Annotated in this window: 15 protein-coding genes; 7 read left to right on the forward strand and 8 right to left on the reverse strand. The window is 73.9% G+C overall.

Translation table 11 applies throughout. From position 1 onward, the window contains the following. Nucleotides 1-6: 6 nt before the first annotated feature. From SYYSPA8_RS10765 to SYYSPA8_RS10775, 3 genes are all read right to left on the reverse strand, one after another. On the reverse strand, nucleotides 7-1,524 hold the full coding sequence (locus SYYSPA8_RS10765; protein WP_323446809.1) for an FG-GAP-like repeat-containing protein: 1,518 nt from the start codon (nucleotides 1,522-1,524) through the stop codon (nucleotides 7-9). 176 nt (nucleotides 1,525-1,700) lie between these two features. Then, nucleotides 1,701-3,356: a sensor histidine kinase gene (locus SYYSPA8_RS10770; protein ID WP_323446810.1), complete on the reverse strand. Its 1,656-nt coding sequence runs from the start codon at nucleotides 3,354-3,356 to the stop codon at nucleotides 1,701-1,703. Nucleotides 3,357-3,704: 348 nt separating this feature from the next. Then, on the reverse strand, nucleotides 3,705-4,391 hold the full coding sequence (locus tag SYYSPA8_RS10775; RefSeq protein ID WP_323446811.1) for a response regulator transcription factor: 687 nt from the start codon (nucleotides 4,389-4,391) through the stop codon (nucleotides 3,705-3,707). 49 nt (nucleotides 4,392-4,440) lie between these two features. Between SYYSPA8_RS10775 and SYYSPA8_RS10780 the strand changes: the two genes are divergently transcribed. Next, nucleotides 4,441-4,596, forward strand: a complete 156-nt coding sequence (locus tag SYYSPA8_RS10780) for a hypothetical protein (protein WP_323446812.1) — start codon at nucleotides 4,441-4,443, stop codon at nucleotides 4,594-4,596. A 19-nt stretch (nucleotides 4,597-4,615) separates the two neighbouring features. On the opposite strand, the gene SYYSPA8_RS10785 is transcribed toward SYYSPA8_RS10780, so the two are convergent. Then, nucleotides 4,616-5,197, reverse strand: coding sequence for a TetR/AcrR family transcriptional regulator (locus SYYSPA8_RS10785; RefSeq protein WP_323446813.1), 582 nt, complete (start codon nucleotides 5,195-5,197; stop codon nucleotides 4,616-4,618). A gap of 180 nt (nucleotides 5,198-5,377) precedes the next feature. Here SYYSPA8_RS10785 and SYYSPA8_RS10790 point away from each other — a divergent pair, with 180 nt between their 5' ends. Beyond that, nucleotides 5,378-6,433 carry an FAD-dependent oxidoreductase gene (locus SYYSPA8_RS10790; RefSeq protein ID WP_323446814.1) on the forward strand — a complete coding sequence of 352 codons (1,056 nt, stop codon included), beginning with the start codon at nucleotides 5,378-5,380 and terminating at the stop codon, nucleotides 6,431-6,433. A 138-nt stretch (nucleotides 6,434-6,571) separates the two neighbouring features. On the opposite strand, the gene SYYSPA8_RS10795 is transcribed toward SYYSPA8_RS10790, so the two are convergent. Further along, a complete protein-coding gene (locus SYYSPA8_RS10795; protein WP_407705961.1) occupies nucleotides 6,572-7,270 on the reverse strand; it encodes a nitroreductase/quinone reductase family protein in 699 nt (232 codons plus the stop codon). 20 nt (nucleotides 7,271-7,290) lie between these two features. Between SYYSPA8_RS10795 and SYYSPA8_RS10800 the strand changes: the two genes are divergently transcribed. Further along, nucleotides 7,291-7,875, forward strand: a complete 585-nt coding sequence (locus SYYSPA8_RS10800) for a TetR/AcrR family transcriptional regulator (protein ID WP_323446815.1) — start codon at nucleotides 7,291-7,293, stop codon at nucleotides 7,873-7,875. 64 nt (nucleotides 7,876-7,939) lie between these two features. Here the strand turns inward: SYYSPA8_RS10800 and SYYSPA8_RS10805 are convergent, their stop codons facing one another. Together SYYSPA8_RS10805 and SYYSPA8_RS10810 are read right to left on the reverse strand one after the other, a co-directional pair. Beyond that, complete coding sequence (locus tag SYYSPA8_RS10805) at nucleotides 7,940-9,850, reverse strand: ABC transporter ATP-binding protein (RefSeq protein WP_323446816.1); 1,911 nt, start codon at nucleotides 9,848-9,850, stop codon at nucleotides 7,940-7,942. Next, nucleotides 9,847-11,913 (reverse strand): ABC transporter ATP-binding protein, encoded by a 2,067-nt coding sequence (locus SYYSPA8_RS10810; RefSeq protein WP_323446817.1) that lies wholly within the window; start codon nucleotides 11,911-11,913, stop codon nucleotides 9,847-9,849. The genes SYYSPA8_RS10805 and SYYSPA8_RS10810 overlap by 4 nt, the downstream gene beginning before the upstream one ends. A gap of 296 nt (nucleotides 11,914-12,209) precedes the next feature. On the opposite strand from SYYSPA8_RS10810, the gene SYYSPA8_RS10815 reads away from it, so the two are divergent. Together SYYSPA8_RS10815 and SYYSPA8_RS10820 are read left to right on the forward strand one after the other, a co-directional pair. Then, the gene (locus SYYSPA8_RS10815; RefSeq protein ID WP_323446818.1) at nucleotides 12,210-13,436 is read left to right on the forward strand and encodes a L,D-transpeptidase; all 1,227 of its coding nucleotides are present in this window, start codon (nucleotides 12,210-12,212) and stop codon (nucleotides 13,434-13,436) included. A 242-nt stretch (nucleotides 13,437-13,678) separates the two neighbouring features. Next, nucleotides 13,679-14,911 carry a L,D-transpeptidase gene (locus SYYSPA8_RS10820; RefSeq protein WP_323446819.1) on the forward strand — a complete coding sequence of 411 codons (1,233 nt, stop codon included), beginning with the start codon at nucleotides 13,679-13,681 and terminating at the stop codon, nucleotides 14,909-14,911. A 103-nt stretch (nucleotides 14,912-15,014) separates the two neighbouring features. Here SYYSPA8_RS10820 and SYYSPA8_RS10825 read toward each other — a convergent pair whose 3' ends face one another. After that, nucleotides 15,015-15,251, reverse strand: coding sequence for a hypothetical protein (locus SYYSPA8_RS10825; protein ID WP_323446820.1), 237 nt, complete (start codon nucleotides 15,249-15,251; stop codon nucleotides 15,015-15,017). A 212-nt stretch (nucleotides 15,252-15,463) separates the two neighbouring features. Between SYYSPA8_RS10825 and SYYSPA8_RS10830 the strand changes: the two genes are divergently transcribed. After that, nucleotides 15,464-16,234 (forward strand): enoyl-CoA hydratase/isomerase family protein, encoded by a 771-nt coding sequence (locus tag SYYSPA8_RS10830; RefSeq protein WP_323446821.1) that lies wholly within the window; start codon nucleotides 15,464-15,466, stop codon nucleotides 16,232-16,234. Between the two features lie 262 nt (nucleotides 16,235-16,496). Next, nucleotides 16,497-17,003 carry an ATP-binding protein gene (locus tag SYYSPA8_RS10835; RefSeq protein ID WP_323446822.1) on the forward strand — a complete coding sequence of 169 codons (507 nt, stop codon included), beginning with the start codon at nucleotides 16,497-16,499 and terminating at the stop codon, nucleotides 17,001-17,003. Nucleotides 17,004-17,134: the final 131 nt, after the last annotated feature.

Consider the following 17,134-nt stretch of genomic DNA (forward strand, 5'->3'; position numbering starts at 1 on the left):
TCGTGCTCAGTCGTTGAAGGCGGAGCCGAACTCGGCGGCGTCGGGGTGGATGCCCACGGTGTGCGGGCCGAAGGAGACCGAGCCCTGGGCGGCCGGGCCGGTGGCGGTGCCGTCGAAGGCCCAGACCGCGCCGGCCTTCAGGTTCTCCCCGGGCGCCCCGGTGAACAGCTCGGCCTTCCCGTCCCCGTCGGTGTCGACCGGCCCGGTGGTGCGGCCGAAGGCGTCGCCCTCCTCGGCGGCGCCGGGCACCCCGGCGGTGTTCTGGTTGAAGGACAACGCCCCGGTCCCGGTCAGACCGCCCGCGCCGCCCCACAGGGTGACCACCGCGCCCTGGTCGAGACCGGCGACGCCGGGCAGGTCCTCGCCCGGGACGCCCGCCGTGACGTCCTCGTACCCGTCGCCGTCGAGGTCGGCGACCGCGAGCCCGCTGCCGAAGCCGTCGCCCGCCTCCGAGGTGCCGGGCACGCCGGCCGTGTCCTGGTGGATGTGGTGGGCCAGGTCGCCGCGGGGCCCCTGCGCGGAGCCCGGGGCGACGGTGATCCTGCCGCCGAGGGCGCCGGGCGGCACGGGCAGGTCCCCGAGGGTCTCCCGGGACCGCCCGATCAGGATCTCGTCCCTGCCGTCGTTGTCGACGTCGCCGACGGCCACCTCGTCACCGCCGAGGACGTGGTTGCCCCAGCCGTCGATCAGCGCGGAGGGCGACTGGAAGCGCCCCTGCCGGCCCAGCCAGTAGAAGACGGACCGGCTGTTGCCCTGCGTGTGGTGGTCGGCGGCGACGAGGTCCGTCCTGCCGTCCCCGTTGAGGTCACCGGCGGCGAGTTCGAGCCACGAGGTGTACTGGCCACCGCCGCTGAGGAGGTTCATGCCGGCCGGGGTGCCGTCGCGGAGGAAGGGGCCGGAGTACATCCGCAGGCCGTTGCGGGCGTTGTTGACGACGAGGTCCGTGTCCCCGTCGCTGTCGAAGTCCCCGGCCACCAGCTGGTCCCCGAACCGGGACTCGATGAACGCTCCGTCCACCGCGCCCGCCTCGCCGGTCAGGCCCTGGCCGCCGCCCCAGAGGACGGTGAGCATGCCCTGGTTGTGGTCGGCGGGCGGGAAGTAGTCCTCGCCGGGGGCGCCGACGACCAGATCGGTGTAACCGTCCCCGTCCAGGTCGCCGGTGGTGAGGGTGGTGCCGAAGCGGTCGCCTTCCTCGGCGTCGCCGGGTATGCCGGGCGAGTCCTGGTGGAAGGTCTGCTTCCGTGCGGTGACCGCGCCGCTCTGCGAGCCGTAGAGGACCGTGATCGCGCCCGCCTGTCTCGCCTGGCCCACCTGGGCGGACGGCGCGGCGACGGCGATGTCGCGGAAGCCGTTGCCGTCGAAGTCCCCGGGCAGCGCGGCGGGCACGGACGAGGTGCCGGTGCTGGTGCCGGTGCCGGTGCCGGGCGTGGTGGCGGGGGAGGCCGCCGCCGTCGGGGTGAGCAGGGCGGCGGTGGCGGCCGCCGCCACCAGGGCGCACCCCAGGATGGATCGCTGTGACGTCATGACGTACTCCTCAGTGCGGGTGCCGGGTCCGGACGGACCCATGGCCGAACAGCAGGGACAGCGGTGCAGGGAGAGGCGTCTGTGACACCCCCGTACTGGTGGCTGACGTGAGGCGTGCGCGGGCCGGTTGCGGCGTGATCACTATCACCGGTCGGCGCGGTGATAGGCGGACGGGGTCAGGGTCTGTCCTCTTCGTTGTCGACGTCGCTGACCACGGCCTTGGACGCCAGCCGGCCGTCCTTGAAGCAGAGCCGGTAGGCACTGTCGTCGCTGTACTGGTGGACCCGGTAGTACGCGCACCGCCCCGCGCCGGCGGGCTCGGGGTCCACCCCGGCGGGCCGGGACTCCAGGGGGTGTTCGGGCAGCCGGGTCCGGGCGTCCTCGTGGGTGTCCCCGACGCGGATCAGGTCGTACCGCTCCCGTTCCAGCAGGCTGCGGGCGCGGATGTGCTGGTCGACGAAGAAGAACACCACGCCGAGGACGACGAGGGCCACCGCCGGGGCGGCGAGCGCCTGCCACAGCCCGCGCCGTACGCGGCGGCGGGCGCGGTCCAGCTCCCGAGCGGAGGTGGTGGTGACGGGGGCCGCTGCCTCCGGCCCCGCCTCTGTGCCGGCCTTCGTGCCGGCTCCGGCACCGGCTTCGGGCGTGGCTCCGGCTCCGTGGCCGGTGGTGGCGGTCGGCAGCCGGGCGGTCACGGTGAACCCGCCGCCGGGGCACGGGCCGTGCCCGATGCTCCCGCCCGCCAGCCGGACCCGCTCGCCCAGACCGACCAGGCCGGTGCCGCCGCCGGGCGGGCCCGGGGGCCGCGCGGGCGGGCCGTTCTCCACCGTCACCCGGACCGCGTCCGGCTCCCGTACGACGGAGACGGCGACGGCGGCACCGGGCGCGTGCCGGGCCGCGTTGGTCACGGCCTCCTGGACGACCCGGTGCACGGCACGGTCCGTCATCTCCGGCACCGCCGCTGTCGTCTCCGCCGATGCCGCCGTCGCCGTCGCCTCTTCGTGGTCTTCGTGGTTTTCGTGGAGGGTGACGTCGACCCCGGCGTCCCGGGCCCGTTCGACCAGCGCGCGGACCGTCTCCCCGGCGGGCACGGTCGGCGCGGGCTCGTCGTCGGCCCGGAGCACCCCGACGATGTCCCGCAGCCGGGCGGTGGCGTCGGCGGCGGCCTTCCGCAGCTCCCCGGCCGCCGCCCGCTGCTCCTCGCCGAGGGCCCGGTCCACCTCCAGCGCGGCGGCCCGCACCGCGAGCAGCGAGAGATCGTGGCCCAGCGAGTCGTGCATGTCCCCGGCGATCCGGGACCGCTCCCGTATCCGCTCCCGGTCGGCCACGGCCCGCTGCTCGCGCTCCATCCGGTCGGCCAGCTCCCAGCCGGTGCGGACGAGTTCCGCGTACTGGCGCGCGTACCGGCCCACCAGCCAGGGGACGACGACGGCGAAGAACACCGCCGCGAGCTGACCGGGCCACGACCACAGCTCCCCGCCCGTGGCGAACAGCAGCGCCGGCCCGGCGGCGGCGAGCCCGGCGAAGGTGAGCAGCGCGGGCCGGGCGCGGGGGGAGCGGCGGCCCGCGAGGGCGCCGAAGACGGGCAGCGCCGGGGCGTACTCCGGGCTGATCAGCTGCGGGTGCTCCAGGGCGGAGAGGGCGACGACGATCCCCAGCGCCGGCAGGGGCAGCCGCCGGCCCACCAGCACGGCGACCCCGAGCAGGACGATCCCGGTCCCGGTCGCCACCGGGCCGCCGCCGTCCGCACCGGCCCGGAGCAGGACGGGGCAGCAGAGCAGCACCCAGAGTGCGAGGTCGGCGAGGGTGTCGCGGGTCCGTTCTCGGCGCATGGCCCCCACTGTGCCGGACGCCTGCCTTCCGGGTCCCCCGACGAAAGTCCCGCCCCGGCGCGGGGGCGGTGCCGCGATGCCCGGCGCGGTGGCTGTCCGGCCGGTGGGACCGTTTCCGGCCGCCTTCGGTTACTTGCGGCCGCTTCTGGTTGCTGGGGTCGCTCCGGTCCGCGCGCTGGAGACCCCATGCCGCGGCCGCCTGCCGGCAGTGGGCTCCCGCTCGCCGGGCTTGTCGCGGGTGCGGCGCGGCGGTGGTCGCGGTGGTCGCTGTCGGGTGCTCCGAGGGTTTCCGGCCGGCCTGCGGTGGCCGGAAAGTCACCTCCTGTGGCGTACGCGGGAGGGCGGCCGCTACGGGCGCGGGGCCGTGTCCGCCTCGTACGCGAGGATCGCGAGCTGGACCCTGTTGCGCAGCCCGAGCCGGGCCAGTACGGCGCTGACGTGTGCTTTGACCGTCCCTTCCACCACGTGGAGCCGGTGTGCGATCTCCGCGTTGGAGAGCCCGTCCGCGACCAGCGCGACCACCTCGCGCTCCCGCCCGGTGAGCGGTTCCAGTGCCCGCCGGGCCTCCGTGGCGCGCGAGAGTCGGCCGTCGCCGAGACGCGTGATCACGCGCCGGGCCACCTCGGGCGAGAGACAGGCGGCCCCGTCGGCCACCGCCCTGACCCCGGCGATCAGCTCGCGGGGGTCCCCCGCCTTGAGCAGGAATCCGCTGGCGCCCGAGTCGAGCGCGCGGGCGATGTACTCGTCCTCCGAGAACGTCGTCAGCATGACGACCGCCGTGTCCGGTGCCACCCGGCGCAGCTCCGAGGCGGCCCGCAGCCCGTCGAGGCGGGGCATCCGGATGTCCAGCAGCACCACGTCCGGGCGGTGGCGGAGGGTCAGTTCCACGGCCTCGCGCCCGTCCGCCGCCTCGGCGACGACCTCGATACCCGGTTCGGCGGCCAGGATCGCGCACACCCCCGCCCGGATCATGGCCTCGTCGTCGGCGAGGACGACTCTGACAGCAGGGCCGGTGCGGTGATCGGTGGTGGTCATACCGTCAGATTACGGGGCCGAAGCCCTGCCCCGGGGGGAGCCGGGACGGATGCCCACGAGCGAATTCCTGTTGTCCCTCCCGCACTACGACGCACACGTCCATGCCTCCGTCGAACGGCTGCTGCGCCACCGTCTTTCCGTCACGATCGACTACGAATCGCTTTATGGCGGCGAAGGATTTCGTGTGGTCTACGCTCCGGAATGACCGCACCGGCCCCCAGGGTTCACCCGGGCAGGGCGACCGCCAGCAGCTCCCGGGCGAAGCGGTCCGGATCGTCCAGCCCGGCCGCGTCCAGGGTGCGGGCCCCGCCGGCCGACAGATGGGTGAGGGCCCCGTGCAGCACCAGGGTGAGCAGCGTGGCCCGGGCCGGTGTGACGGACGGATCGGCCGTCCGCAGGACCTGGCCGAACCAGGCGAAGTCGGCGGCGGCGATGGGGTCCAGCACCTCCGCGAGCCAGGGTCGGCGGCCCGCCTCCGCCTGGAGTTCCCGGTAGGCGAGGAGGCGGGGACGGCCGGGCCCGGCGGCGTTCGCCAACAGCCCCCGTACCAGGGTGACCAGGTCCTCGCGGCCGCCGTCCACCGGCACGGCCGCCGCCATCCGGGCCGCCAGCTCCTGGTAGTTCTCGACGCACCGCTCGGCGGCGGCCCGCAACAGCGCGTCCCGCGTCGGGAAGTAGTTCTTGGCGGTCCCGGGCGGCACGTCGGCGACCAGGTCGACGGCCCGGTGCGTCAGCCCCCGCCCGCCGGCGTCCGCCAGCACCACGATGGCCGCTTCCCGCAGCCGGTTCCGCCGTGCCGGATTCACCCGGACTCCCTCCGCTGTCGTGACGTGTCGCCACTTCTCGCGCCGACCGCCCTGATCCCCGCCCTGATACCCGCTGTGATACCCGGCGTGATCGGTGTGATCGGTGTGAGACTACCGCGACCGTGGTACCACAGGTGTGGTGGTCGAGGGTTCGGGAAGCACTGCGGGAAGGGGAACGCCATGAATGGCAGGGCGACCGTCGTGGGAGCGGGCATCGCGGGACTGGCGACGGCGATCGGACTGCGCCGCGCGGGCTGGTCGGTGGAGATCCTGGAGCGCCGCGCGGAGCCCGAGCGGTACGGCACCGCCCTCGGTGTCCACCCCGCCGCCCAGTCGGCGCTGGAACGTCTCGGCCCCGGGCTCGCCGCCGCGCTGCGGGAGCGGGCCGTCCCCTACCGGCACGCGCGGATCCGCAGCTCCGCCGGCCGGGAGCTGGCCCGGCTCCCCCTGGAGCGGATCGAGCGCCGGGCCGGCCGGCCGGAGCTGCTGATCTCCCGGCCGTACCTCGTCGACGCGCTCCTCGCCGAGCTGGACCGCTTCGGCGATGTGTCCCTCGCCTTCGGCCACGCGGTCTCCGGGACGGAGGCAGGCGCCGGCAGCGACCTGATCGTCGGCGCGGACGGCATCGGCAGCGCCGTGCGCGCGGCCCACTTCGGTGGGCGGAGCCGTCCCCGCCGGGTGGGGACCACCGCCTGGATCGGCATCGCCGACCTCGCCACCGGCCCCCGGGACCACGGCGAGATCTGGGGGGACGGCCGCTTCTTCGGGATGACCCCGGTGGAGCACGGCCGCACCAACTGGTACGCCACCGTGCCCGACGCCGTCACCGCCGAGGAGTTGCGGGCCTGCTTTGCGACATGGCCGGATCCCGTCCCCCGCATCCTCGCGGGGAGCGACCCGTCCGACTGGATCAGGTACGACATGCGCCACCTGGCGCCCGCGCTGCCCTCGTTCGTCCGGGGCGGCCGGATCGCCCTGGTCGGCGACGCCGCCCATGCCATGACGCCCAACCTGGGCCAGGGCGCCTGCACGGCGCTCCTCGACGCCGAGGCCCTGACCGGCGCCGTCGCGGCCCGCGGCACGCGCGACCCGGCCGCCGCCCTGCGCGCCTACGACCGGACCCGCCGCCGCTCCGCCCAGCGCGTCGCCCTCGCCTCCCGTACCCTCCACCGGCTGATGACCACCCACCGGACCCGCGCCCGCGACACCGTCCTGAGGCTGCTGCCGACCGGCTGACGCGTACTGTCCGCGCATCCTGGACCCGTGGTCACCGACCCGGCCCCCTCCCGGCCCGGCTGTAGGTTCCGCGTCTGCGTGCGCGCCGCGTCCCGCCGGGCTCTCCCCGCGCTCAACAGCCGGGGCCGCCGGGCGGGTTCATGCGGCAGGCGCGTGCCGGGCCGCTGCGGTCCCGTATGCCCGGTCCGCTGGTTCGTCAGGGCTCTGCGCATCGCGCCGGGAGATGCCGTGCAGGTCGATGCGGACGGTCATCATTTCGGTGGTCCCCATGACGCGTACGACGACGGCGTTGAGGGCGCGCAGAGGGTGGAAGCGGCCGAGCTGCCGCTGCCGCGCGTAGGGGTCGTCGTCGGGGAGCAGCTGGGCGGTGCCGTCTCTCCAGACGAAGTGCCGGCCCTGGCGGAGCCTGACGCGGACCTGCGGATCCTTCTGGATGTTGCGTACGTATCCGGCTCGCCGGCCGTGTTCGGCGATGACCCAGAAGGTGTCTCCCTGCCGGCCGTTGCCGACAGGGGTGGCGCGGCGCCGGCCGCTGACGCGTCCGCGGGTCTCCAGCAGGGCGTAGCCCAGCGGCATCAGCCCGATGCGCAGCAGCAGGCGTATGGGCGGGTTGACGAGGTATCGCTGTACGGGGGTGACCAGGGCGCGCTTGAACCGCGCGCTGGCCAGCGTCAGGGCGAGATCGGCCGCGAGGGCGGCGGTGAGGACGGCGGGCAGTGCGGCGCCCCGTGGTGCGGTGGGGTCGACGAGCCACCAGATCCATACCAGGCCGGCCGCGATCGTGGTGCCGGTGAGCAGTCCGAATGCTCTCTGCGGATGGAATCGATTACGTCCCATACAGTCGTATTGTAGTCGTTATGAGTGAATTGCGTCAGGCGCAGCTCGCCGATGCTCTGCTCCGTATCGCCGCTGATCGCGGGCTCGACCGGGTCAGCGTGCGGGAGGTCGCCTCGGCCGCGGGGGTGTCCATCGGGGCGGTGCAGTACTACTTCTCGACCAAGGACGAGATGCTCGCCTTCGCCTTCCGCCAGGTCGTGGACCGCACGCGCGCCCGCGTCTCCCGCCTGGAGCCCGGGGCGGGGCCCCGGCAGACGCTGGCCGCCGTCCTGCGGCAGCTGCTGCCGCTCGACGCGCGGCGCCTCGCGGAATGCCGCGTCTATCTCGCCTTCGCGGCCCGCGCCACCACCTCGCCCACCCTGGCCGCCATCCAGAACGCGACCCTGGCGGCCATCCACGAAGAGCTGCGGCAGACACTCGCCGCCCTCCCCGCCCCACCCTCCGGTCACCCCGTCCTCCACCCGGTTCGGGACGCCCGGCTGCTGCTCGCCCTGGTCGACGGCCTCATGTTCGACGCGGTCACCGCCCCCACCGCACTGCCCCCGGCGATCGCGGCCAAGACCCTGGACCTCTACCTGGAGCGGCTGCTGCCGGGCAGTCACTGACCGCATCCGCTTCCGGCCCGTCACGCAGAGGAGTGTGCGACCGCGGAACCCGCGGCCCGGCGGCTCAGACCAGACTGTCCCGCCACGCCCGGTGCAGATCCGCGAACCGCCCCGTGCCGCCGATCAGCTCGGCGGGCGAGCCGTCCTCCACGATCCGGCCCCGCTCCATCACCAGCACCCGGTCCGCCCCCTCGACCGTGGAGAGCCGGTGCGCGATCACCACCGCCGTCCGCCCGTGCAGGACCGTGTCCATGGCCCGCTGCACCGAGCGTTCGCCCGGGATGTCCAGCGAGCTGGTGGCCTCGTCCAGGATCAGGACCGCGGGATCCGCGAGCAGCGCCCGCGCGAAGCCGACCAGCTGCCGCTGACCGGCGGAGATCCGGCCACCGCGCTTGCGGACGTCCGTGTCGTAGCCGTCCGGCAGGGCGCTGATGAACCCGTGCGCGCCGATCGCCCGCGCCGCCTCCTCGATCTGCTCGCGCGTGGCGTCCGGCCGGCCGACGGCGATGTTCTCGGCGACCGTCCCCGAGAACAGGAACGACTCCTGGGTGACCATCACCACCCCCCGCCGCAGCTCCGCCACGGACAGCTCGCGCAGATCCGTCCCGTCGAGCAGCACCCGCCCGCCGGACGGGTCGTAGAACCGCGCCACCAGCTTGGCGAGCGTCGACTTCCCCGCGCCGGTGGAGCCGACCACCGCGACCGTCTGCCCGGCCGGGATCGTCAGGTCGAACCGGGGCAGCACCTCGCCGCCCGTGCGGTAGCCGAAGCTCACCCCGTCGAGGACCACCGCGCGGCCCGGCCCGTCGCCCCGGCGCGGCGGCAGCTCCCGGGGGTGCTCCGCCTCCGGCACGGTCGGTGTCTGGGCCAGCAGTCCCGCGATCTTCGACAGGGACGCGGCGGCGCTCTCGAAGGAGTTGAGGAAGATCGCGAGCCGGTCGATCGGGTCGTACAGCCGCCGCAGATAGAGCGCGGCCGCCGCCAGCACGCCCAGCGCCAGGGTCCCGTCCGCGACCCGCCACGCGCCCCAGAGCACCATCCCCGCCAGCGCCGTGCCGGCCACCACCCGGGAGCCGACGACATAGATCGCCACCTCCAGCATGGCGTCCCCGTTGGTGCGCTCGTGGCGCGCGTTCAGCTCCTGGAAATCGATGTCGTTGGGGCGCTCCCGGCGGAACGCCCGCACCGGGCGGATGCCGTTCAGGGTCTCCGTGAACTTCACGATGACCCCGGCCATCGCCGTCGACCGGGCGCCGTAGATGGCCGCCGCCCGCCGCCGGTAGATCCGGATCAGCAGATAGAGCGGGACGAAGGAGGCCATGGCGAGCGCGCCGATCCCCAGGTCCAGCCAGAGCAGCAGGGCGGAGATGTAGACGAAGGACAGCAGGACGTTGATCAGTTCCTGCAACCCCTCCTCCAGCAGCTCCCGCAGCGACTCCACATCGGTGGTGGAGCGCGATATCAGCCGGCCGGAGGTGTAGCGCTCGTGGAAGTCGACGCTGAGGGCCTGCGCGTGCCGGAAGATCCTGCCCCGCAGATCGAGCAGGACGTCCTGGCTGAGCCGGCCCGAGACGGTGATGAACAGGTACTGGAGCAGCCCGGCGCCCACCGCGCACAGCCCGTACCCCGTGGCGACGGCGATCAGCGGCCCGTAGTCCGCGTCCCGGAACGCGGGGACGCCCCGGTCGATCGCGTACGCCACGAGCAGCGGTCCCGCCTGCACGGCGAACTGCTGGAAGAGCAGGAGCACCGCGAGCCGGGCGACCCGGGCGCGGTGCGGGGCGAGCAGCGAACGCAGCAGGGCGCCGGTCGCGCCCGGGGGCGTGGGCAGGTCGTCCCGGTCGAAGGGGTCGCCGGAGTCACCGGAGTCGCCGGGGCCCGCCGGCGCGGACGCCAGGGGAAGCGGTGGTTCGGGATCCGTGTGCTCGGCGCCGCCGGTGGTGCCGGTGGTGCCGGACGTGGTCGCGGCGGTCATCGGGCCGTCCTTCCTTCTCCGGTGGTCGTCCCGGCGTCGCCGTCCTCGGCCCCGGTCGTGGCTCCGGTCGTGGCTCCGGTCGTGGCTTCGGCGCCTTCGGCACCCGACATCAGCCAGGCGTACTCCGCGTTCGTCCGCAGCAGCTCCTGATGGGTGCCCACGGCCGCGATCCGGCCGCCCGACAGCAGCGCCACCCGGTCCGCGAGCAGCACGGTCGACGGCCGGTGCGCCACCACCAGCGCGGTCGTGTCCGCGAGCACCCGCCGCAGCGCCGCCTCGACCAGGGCCTCCGTATGGACGTCCAGCGCCGACAGCGGGTCGTCGAGCACCAGGAACCGGGGCCGGCCGACCACCGCGCGCGCCAGGGCGAGCCGCTGGCGCTGGCCGCCGGAGAGGCTGAGCCCCTGCTCCCCGACCTCCGTGAGCGTCCCCTCGGGCAGCTGGTGGACGAATCCGGCCTGGGCCACCTCCAGGGCGCGTTCCAGCTCCCCGCCCCTCCCGTCCGCCGCCGCGCCCTCACCGGCGTCGTCCGAGGTGGTGTCCTTGTCCGCAGCGCCCATCAGAACGTTCTCGGCCACGGTGGCCGAGAACAGCGTGGGTTCCTCGAACGCCACCGCCACCAGGGAACGCAGCCGCTCCCGGGGCATCGCGGCGATGTCCTCGCCGTCGAGGGTGATCCGCCCGGCCGTCACCTCGTGCAGCCGGGGTACGAGGGAGGTGAGCGTCGTCTTCCCGCTGCCCGTCGCCCCCACCAGGGCCATGGTCTCGCCGGGGCGGATGTCCAGATCGACGTGGTCCAGCACCGGCCGGGCCGCCGGGTCCGCGTCCGGGTGACGGAACGCCACCCCCTCGAAGCGCAGCCCCGCGCCGGAGCCCTTCGCCGCCGGGCCGGTCGTACCCGGGTGGCTCGTGCTCGCCGCCGGGCCGATCGCATCCGGGCCTTGCGCCGCCGGGCCGGTCGTGCCCGATTCGGTCTCCCGCTCCTCGCTCATCACCTCGAAGTACCGGTCGGTCGCGGCCGCCGCCTCCTGGCACATCGCGAGGAGGAAACCGATCGACTCCACCGGCCAGCGCAGCGCCAGCGCGATCGAGAGGAAGGCGACCAGGGTCCCCGCCGACAGGTCCCCGTCCGCGACCTGGACCGTCCCGAGCACCAGCGCCGAGCCCACCGCCAGCTCGGGGATGACCGTGACCGCCGCCCACAGGGCCGCCAGCAGCCGGGCCTTCACCAGCTCGGTGCCGCGCAGCTCCCCGGAGAGCGTGTGGAAGGCGCGCGCCTGGCTGCGGTGACGGCCGAAGCCCTTGATGATCCGGATGCCGAGGACGCTCTCCTCGACCACGGTCGTCAGATCGCCCACCTGGTCCTGCGCCCGCCGCGCGGCGATCGCGTACCGCCCGTCGTAGTACGAGGTCACCACGATCAGCGGGACGACCGGCAGCAGCAGCACCGTCGCCAGCAGCCACTGCTGCCAGAACAGGATGACGAAACCGGCCACGATGGTGGTGATGTTCACGACCAGGAACGTCAGCGGGAACTGGAGGAACATCCGCACCATCATCAGATCCGTGGTGCCCCGCGACAGCAGCTGGCCCGAGGGCCAGCGGTCGTGGAAGGAGAGCGGCAGCCGCTGGAGATGGGCATAGAGGTCGGACCGCATCCGCGCCTCGACCCGCGCCAGCGGCCGGGCCACCAGCCACCGCCGGAAGCCGAAGAGCAGCGCTTCGGCGAGGCCGAGGAGCAGCAGGACGAGCGCTCCCAGCCAGATCCCGTCCGGTTCCCCGTCGGCGATCGGGCCGTCCACCATCCACTTGAGCACCAGCGGGATCACCAGGCTCAGGCAGGAGGCGACGATCGCGACGAGCGCCGCCAGGAGGAGCCGGGTCCGGGCCGGTCGGACGACGGGCCAGAGCCGCAGCAGGGAGCGCGTGGCGGACCGCCCGCGCGCGGGGCCCTCCCCGGCCGGTCCGCCCGTGGTCGGCGGGTCCGTCTCCGGGGTCTCCGGGGACGGTTTCCCGCTGGAAGCAGAGGCCGGTTTCCCGGTGGCTATAGGTGTAGTGGACATCAGGGGCGACCCTACGTTTTTGGCCTCCGCGGCTCATCCCAATTTCCGGCGGGACGGCACGGGGCGGCGGGCGACGGCACGGGGCGGTGGGGGACGGCACGGGGCTGCACGGACTGGCACGGGGCGGCCCGGGACGGCGCGGTCGGTGCCGGTGGGCCCGGTGCCGATGGGCCCGAGCCCCGGCGCCGCTCCCGTTCTGCCCTCGATGGTCGTATTTCCCTGCTTCTTGCGGTTTCTTGGGGATTCCCCAGGGCCCCCGGGGTTTCCCGGTACGGCCCACCGTCGTTGGGAGAGGCGTGAGAAATGTACTGAGACGCGCGGGGCGGGCCGCCGCCCACACCCTGGCCCTGGCGGCGCTGCTCGCCGGCGTCGCCGGCTGCCGTGGCCCCGCCCTCGACTTCAGCGGCAAGCACCGGTCCCCCGAGGAGTCCATCCGGGTCCTCCCCGACCACGGGGCGCGGGACGTCCCGCCCGAAGGGCCCCTGGAGGTACGGCTGCCCAGCGGCCGCCTGGAGCGGGTGCGGGTCACCCGGATCGAGAGCGGGGCCCCCGGCCGGATCACCGGCCGGATCTCCGAGGACGGCCTGCGCTGGACCCCCCGGGACGGCACCCGGCTCTCGCTGGCCGCCAAGTACCGCGTGGACGTCGTCGCCCTCGACGGCCACGGCCGCCGCTCCGCCCGGCAGACCACCTTCACCACCGAGGTCCCCGCCCACCGCTTCATCGGCTACTTCAAACCCGAGAACCGCGCCGTCACCGGTGCCGGGATGATCGTTTCCTTTGAATTCAACCGGAAGATCACCGACCGGGCCGTCGTGGAGCGGGCCGTCACGGTGACCTCCGATCCGCCGGTGGAGATCGCGGGCCACTGGTTCGGCGACGACCGGCTCGACTTCCGCCCCCAGCGGTACTGGGAGCCCGGGACCAAGGTCACCGTCCGGATCCGGCTGCGTGACGTCGAGGCCGCCCCCGGCGCCTACGGCATCCAGCACAAGACGGTCTCGTTCACCGTCGGCCGCAGCCAGGTCTCCACCGTGGACGCCGCCGCGAAGACCATGGAGGTACGCCGGGACGGCAGCCTGCTGGCGACCGTCCCGATCACCGCCGGGGAGCCGAAGTCGACCACGTACAACGGCCGGATGGTCATCAGCGACATGCAGGACATGACCCGCATGAACGGGGCGACCGTCGGCTTCACCGACGAGAACGGCAAGGGCGAGTACGACATCAAGGACGTGCCGCACGCCATCCGGCTGACCGAGTCCGGGACCTTCCTGCACGGGAACTACTGGGCCCCCGTCGACATTTTCGGACGGGTCAATGTCAGCCATGGCTGCATCGGGCTGCGGGACGAGAAGGGCGGCAGCGGCGACTCCCCGGCGGGGTGGTTCTTCGACCGGAGCCTGATCGGCGACGTGGTCGAGGTGGTCAACTCCACGGACCAGGTGGTGGAGGCCGACAACGGACTGAGCGGGTGGAACCTGTCCTGGGCGCGCTGGAAGGCCGGCTCGGCGCTGCGCTGACACCCGCCCCGCACGCGCGTTCCCCCCGGTCCGGGGCCGCGACGCCGGGCGCCGACCCCCTCCCGTCCCCTTCCGACCTCCTCCCGTCCGCCCTCTCCCGTCCCCCTCCTCCCGTGCGCCGGTGCGCCCCGCCCGGCCCCCGCCGGTACCGAACGGTGACACGTGAGGGAAGGAACCCTCACCCCCTTGTGCTTCCCTGGAAGCACGCGGGCGTGACCGGACCCGCGCGGGGGAGGGACGACATGCGGACGCACCGGGTACGGGAGACGACGGCCGCCGTGCGGGGACGGCGCGGGGCTCCCGCACGCCGGCTGGGCGCCCCGCTGGTGCTGGCGGCGCTGCTGCTGACGGCCTGCGGGCCGGGCGGCGGCGGGGCCGGAGCGGCGAGCGACGCCGGCGCGCGCAACGCGGCCTCCCGGGCCGTCGTCACCGTCGCCCCCAAGGACGGATCGACGGCGGTGGCCACGAGCGACGCCCTGCGGATCACCGCGTCCGACGGCCGGCTGACCACCGTGACCGTCGAGGACGACCGGGGCAACGGGATCGAGGGCCGGATCGCCGCCGACGGCGGCTCCTGGCTGCCGCTCACCCACCTCGCCGCCGCCACCCGCTACCGGGTGCACGCCGTCGCCGAGGACGACCGGGGCCGGGTCTCCGCCAAGGACACCAGCTTCACCACCCTCGTACCGCGCGACACGTTCATCGCGCACCACACCCCCGAGGGCGGTGCCGTCGTCGGTGTGGGCATGCCCGTCTCCCTCGTCTTCACCCAGGGCATCACCGAACCCGAAGCGGTCGAACGGGCCGTCACGGTGACCGCCGACCCGCCGGTGGAGATCGCCGGCCACTGGTTCGGCGACAACCGGCTCGACTTCCGCCCCGAGCGGTACTGGCGGCCCGGCACCGAGGTCACCGTCCGCATCGGCCTCGACGGGGTCCAGGGCCGCCCCGGCGTCCACGGCACCCAGTCAAAGACGTTCTCCTTCACCGTCGGCCGCGCCCAGGTCTCCACCGTGGACGCCGCCGTCAAGACCATGGAGGTGCGCCGGGACGGCCGGCCGCTGCGCACCCTCGCCGTCACCGCCGGGGCGCCCGCGACCACCACGTACAACGGCGTCATGGTCATCGGCGAGAAGCACCGCGTGACCCGGATGAACGGGGCGACCGTCGGCTTCGGCGGCGAGTACGACATCAAGGACGTGCCGCACGCGCTGCGCCTGTCCGCGTCCGGCACCTTCGTCCACGGCGACTACTGGTCATCGCCCGGGACCTTCGGTACGACGAATGTCAGCCATGGCAGCGTGGGGCTGCGCGATGTCCGGGGCGGCGGCGACCGGACCTCCCCGGCCGCCTGGTTCTACGAGAACTCGCTGCTCGGCGATGTGGTCGTGGTCAAGAACTCCCAGGACGGCGTGATCGCGCCGGAGAACGGGCTCAATGGCTGGAACATGACGTGGGCGGAGTGGAAGCGGTAGCCCGCAACGGGCGCCCGTGGGGGAGCAGGTGGGTCACCGGGTCACCGGTCAGCGGGTCAGCGGGTCAGCGGGTCGGCGGGTCACCGGTCAACGCGTCACCGGGTCAGCGGTCCCGCATATGACCGCAGCCGGAGCACACCCACACCTCGCGTTGCAGCCACATCGTCCCCGCGCACCGGGGACAGCCGCTGGTCTGGATGCCCTGCCCGCCCATCGGCGGCGGGTCGGGCGTCGTGGCGGCGTACGCGATCAGCCGGTCACGCACCCGTGGATCGTCGGTGGCCGCCATCCTCAGCAGATGGGCGGCCCGGGTACGTGCCTCGTCGGCGAAATCGGTCATCTCGCGCGAGCGTAGCGGCGCCGGGGTACGGAGTCCTACGCGTTCACTCCGACGTGTCACACGGATGCCGGACCCGGTTCCACCGCGCCGCCCGGCTCCCTCTCCGACTCCCCTCGACTCCGGTGCGCACGGAACCTCCGGGGCGCGTGCGGGGCGGTGCTCTGTCTCACAACCGCCCCTCCGCAGCAGTTAGCCACGGTTAACCTCCCTCCATGACGACTGTGAACTTCGAGGTCTCGGACGGCGTCGGCACCCTCCGGCTGGACCGTCCCCCGATGAACGCGCTGAACATCGCCATGCAGGACCGGCTGTTCGAACTCGCCGCCGAGGCGAGTCGCCGGGACGACGTCCGGGCGGTGATCATCCACGGCGGGGAGAAGGTGTTCGCGGCCGGCGCGGACATCAAGGAGATGCGGGACATGGACCACGCGGGCATGGTGGCTCGCTCGCGCGGGCTCCAGGAGGCGTTCACGGCCATCGCCAGGATCCCCAAGCCGGTGGTCGCGGCGGTCAGCGGCTATGCCCTCGGCGGCGGTTGCGAGCTGGCGCTCTGCGCCGACTTCCGGATCGCGGCGGACACCGCCAGGCTCGGCCAGCCCGAGATCCTGCTGGGGCTGATCCCCGGCGCCGGCGGCACCCAGCGGCTGGCCCGGCTGATCGGCCCCTCCCGCGCCAAGGACCTGATCTTCACCGGCCGCCAGGTCGGCGCCGAGGAGGCGCTGCGGCTCGGCCTGGTCGACCGGGTGGTCCCCGCCGACGAGGTGTACGCGCAGGCCCACGCCTGGGCGGCCCGGCTGGCGAAGGGGCCGGCGCTGGCGCTGCGCGCCGCCAAGGAGTCCGTCGACGCGGGCCTGGAGACCGACATCGACACCGGTCTGACGATCGAGCGCACCTGGTTCGCGGGCCTCTTCGCGACCGAGGACCGCGAGCGGGGAATGCGGAGCTTCGTGGAGGAAGGCCCTGGTAAGGCGGAATTCCTCTGATACGGCATGGGTTGACCCGGTCGCCACCGCCGGGTCAACCCGGCGTGGAACCCGTCTGTTCTTAAGGGGGCCTTAAGAAAACCTTAAGGAATCCGGAGGTCGTACGGGTGTCCGAGTCCTATTGACAAGGAGTCAGCCCAGCTCAGGATGGGCACAGAAGTACGGTCGGCGCCCCGGGCCGTGGCCGGCGGACACCCCCGTCCGGGGGTGTCCGCGGCCCGGCAATGCGCGGGAACGACCACGGGATCCGCCGGCTGCGTCCATGATGGGGGGCATGGCGGGCCTCGAAGGTGTGGAGCAACCACGGCAGCGCGGTGGCGCGGTCGCCATCCGGCGGCTGGCCGCCACGGAGGACGAGCAGGCGCTCAAGGCCCTGGAGTTGTACGGGAACCCGGCCGACGAGGAGATCCGCCTGCCGTCCCGGCCCGAGTCCGCCGCCACCGCCCGCCGGCTGACCCACGGGGTGGCGCTGCGCCACTGGGCGCTCTCCGAACGGACCGCCGAGCACGCCGTCCTGCTCGTGTCGGAACTGGTGGGCAACGCCGTGCGGCACACCGGGGCCCGGGTCTTCGGGCTGCGGATGCGCCGCCGCAGGGGCTGGATCCGGGTGGAGGTCCGGGATCCGTCGCGGGGGCTGCCCTGTCTGCTGCCGGTCCAGCCGATGGACGTCAGCGGCCGGGGGCTCTTCCTGGTCGACAAGCTCTCCGACCGCTGGGGCGTGGATCTGCTGCCGCGCGGCAAGACGACCTGGTTCGAGATGCGGGTCTGACGGTCGCCTCGCCAAAGTGCTCGTTTCAGAATGAGCTGTGGTGCGGGACTTACGCCCGGGGCCCATGCGGGCGGGCGTCCCGATGGACATGCCGGTCTTCGTCAGGGCAGCGGCACGGCCCCACTGCCGTC

Source organism: Streptomyces yaizuensis (assembly GCF_034961445.1).
GTDB lineage: Bacteria > Actinomycetota > Actinomycetes > Streptomycetales > Streptomycetaceae > Streptomyces > Streptomyces yaizuensis.

What these genes read in the sequence shown, in the direction of transcription:
- SYYSPA8_RS10765 (WP_323446809.1), bottom strand. Translation starts at nt 1,524, where the DNA reads ATGACGTCACAGCGATCCATCCTGGGGTGCGCCCTGGTGGCGGCGGCC.
- SYYSPA8_RS10770 (WP_323446810.1), bottom strand. Translation starts at nt 3,356, where the DNA reads ATGCGCCGAGAACGGACCCGCGACACCCTCGCCGACCTCGCACTCTGG.
- SYYSPA8_RS10775 (WP_323446811.1), bottom strand. Translation starts at nt 4,391, where the DNA reads ATGACCACCACCGATCACCGCACCGGCCCTGCTGTCAGAGTCGTCCTC.
- SYYSPA8_RS10780 (WP_323446812.1), top strand. Translation starts at nt 4,441, where the DNA reads ATGCCCACGAGCGAATTCCTGTTGTCCCTCCCGCACTACGACGCACAC.
- SYYSPA8_RS10790 (WP_323446814.1), top strand. Translation starts at nt 5,378, where the DNA reads ATGAATGGCAGGGCGACCGTCGTGGGAGCGGGCATCGCGGGACTGGCG.
- SYYSPA8_RS10795 (WP_407705961.1), bottom strand. Translation starts at nt 7,270, where the DNA reads ATGGGACGTAATCGATTCCATCCGCAGAGAGCATTCGGACTGCTCACC.
- SYYSPA8_RS10800 (WP_323446815.1), top strand. Translation starts at nt 7,291, where the DNA reads ATGAGTGAATTGCGTCAGGCGCAGCTCGCCGATGCTCTGCTCCGTATC.
- SYYSPA8_RS10805 (WP_323446816.1), bottom strand. Translation starts at nt 9,850, where the DNA reads ATGACCGCCGCGACCACGTCCGGCACCACCGGCACCACCGGCGGCGCC.
- SYYSPA8_RS10810 (WP_323446817.1), bottom strand. Translation starts at nt 11,913, where the DNA reads ATGTCCACTACACCTATAGCCACCGGGAAACCGGCCTCTGCTTCCAGC.
- SYYSPA8_RS10820 (WP_323446819.1), top strand. Translation starts at nt 13,679, where the DNA reads ATGCGGACGCACCGGGTACGGGAGACGACGGCCGCCGTGCGGGGACGG.
- SYYSPA8_RS10825 (WP_323446820.1), bottom strand. Translation starts at nt 15,251, where the DNA reads ATGACCGATTTCGCCGACGAGGCACGTACCCGGGCCGCCCATCTGCTG.
- SYYSPA8_RS10830 (WP_323446821.1), top strand. Translation starts at nt 15,464, where the DNA reads ATGACGACTGTGAACTTCGAGGTCTCGGACGGCGTCGGCACCCTCCGG.
- SYYSPA8_RS10835 (WP_323446822.1), top strand. Translation starts at nt 16,497, where the DNA reads ATGATGGGGGGCATGGCGGGCCTCGAAGGTGTGGAGCAACCACGGCAG.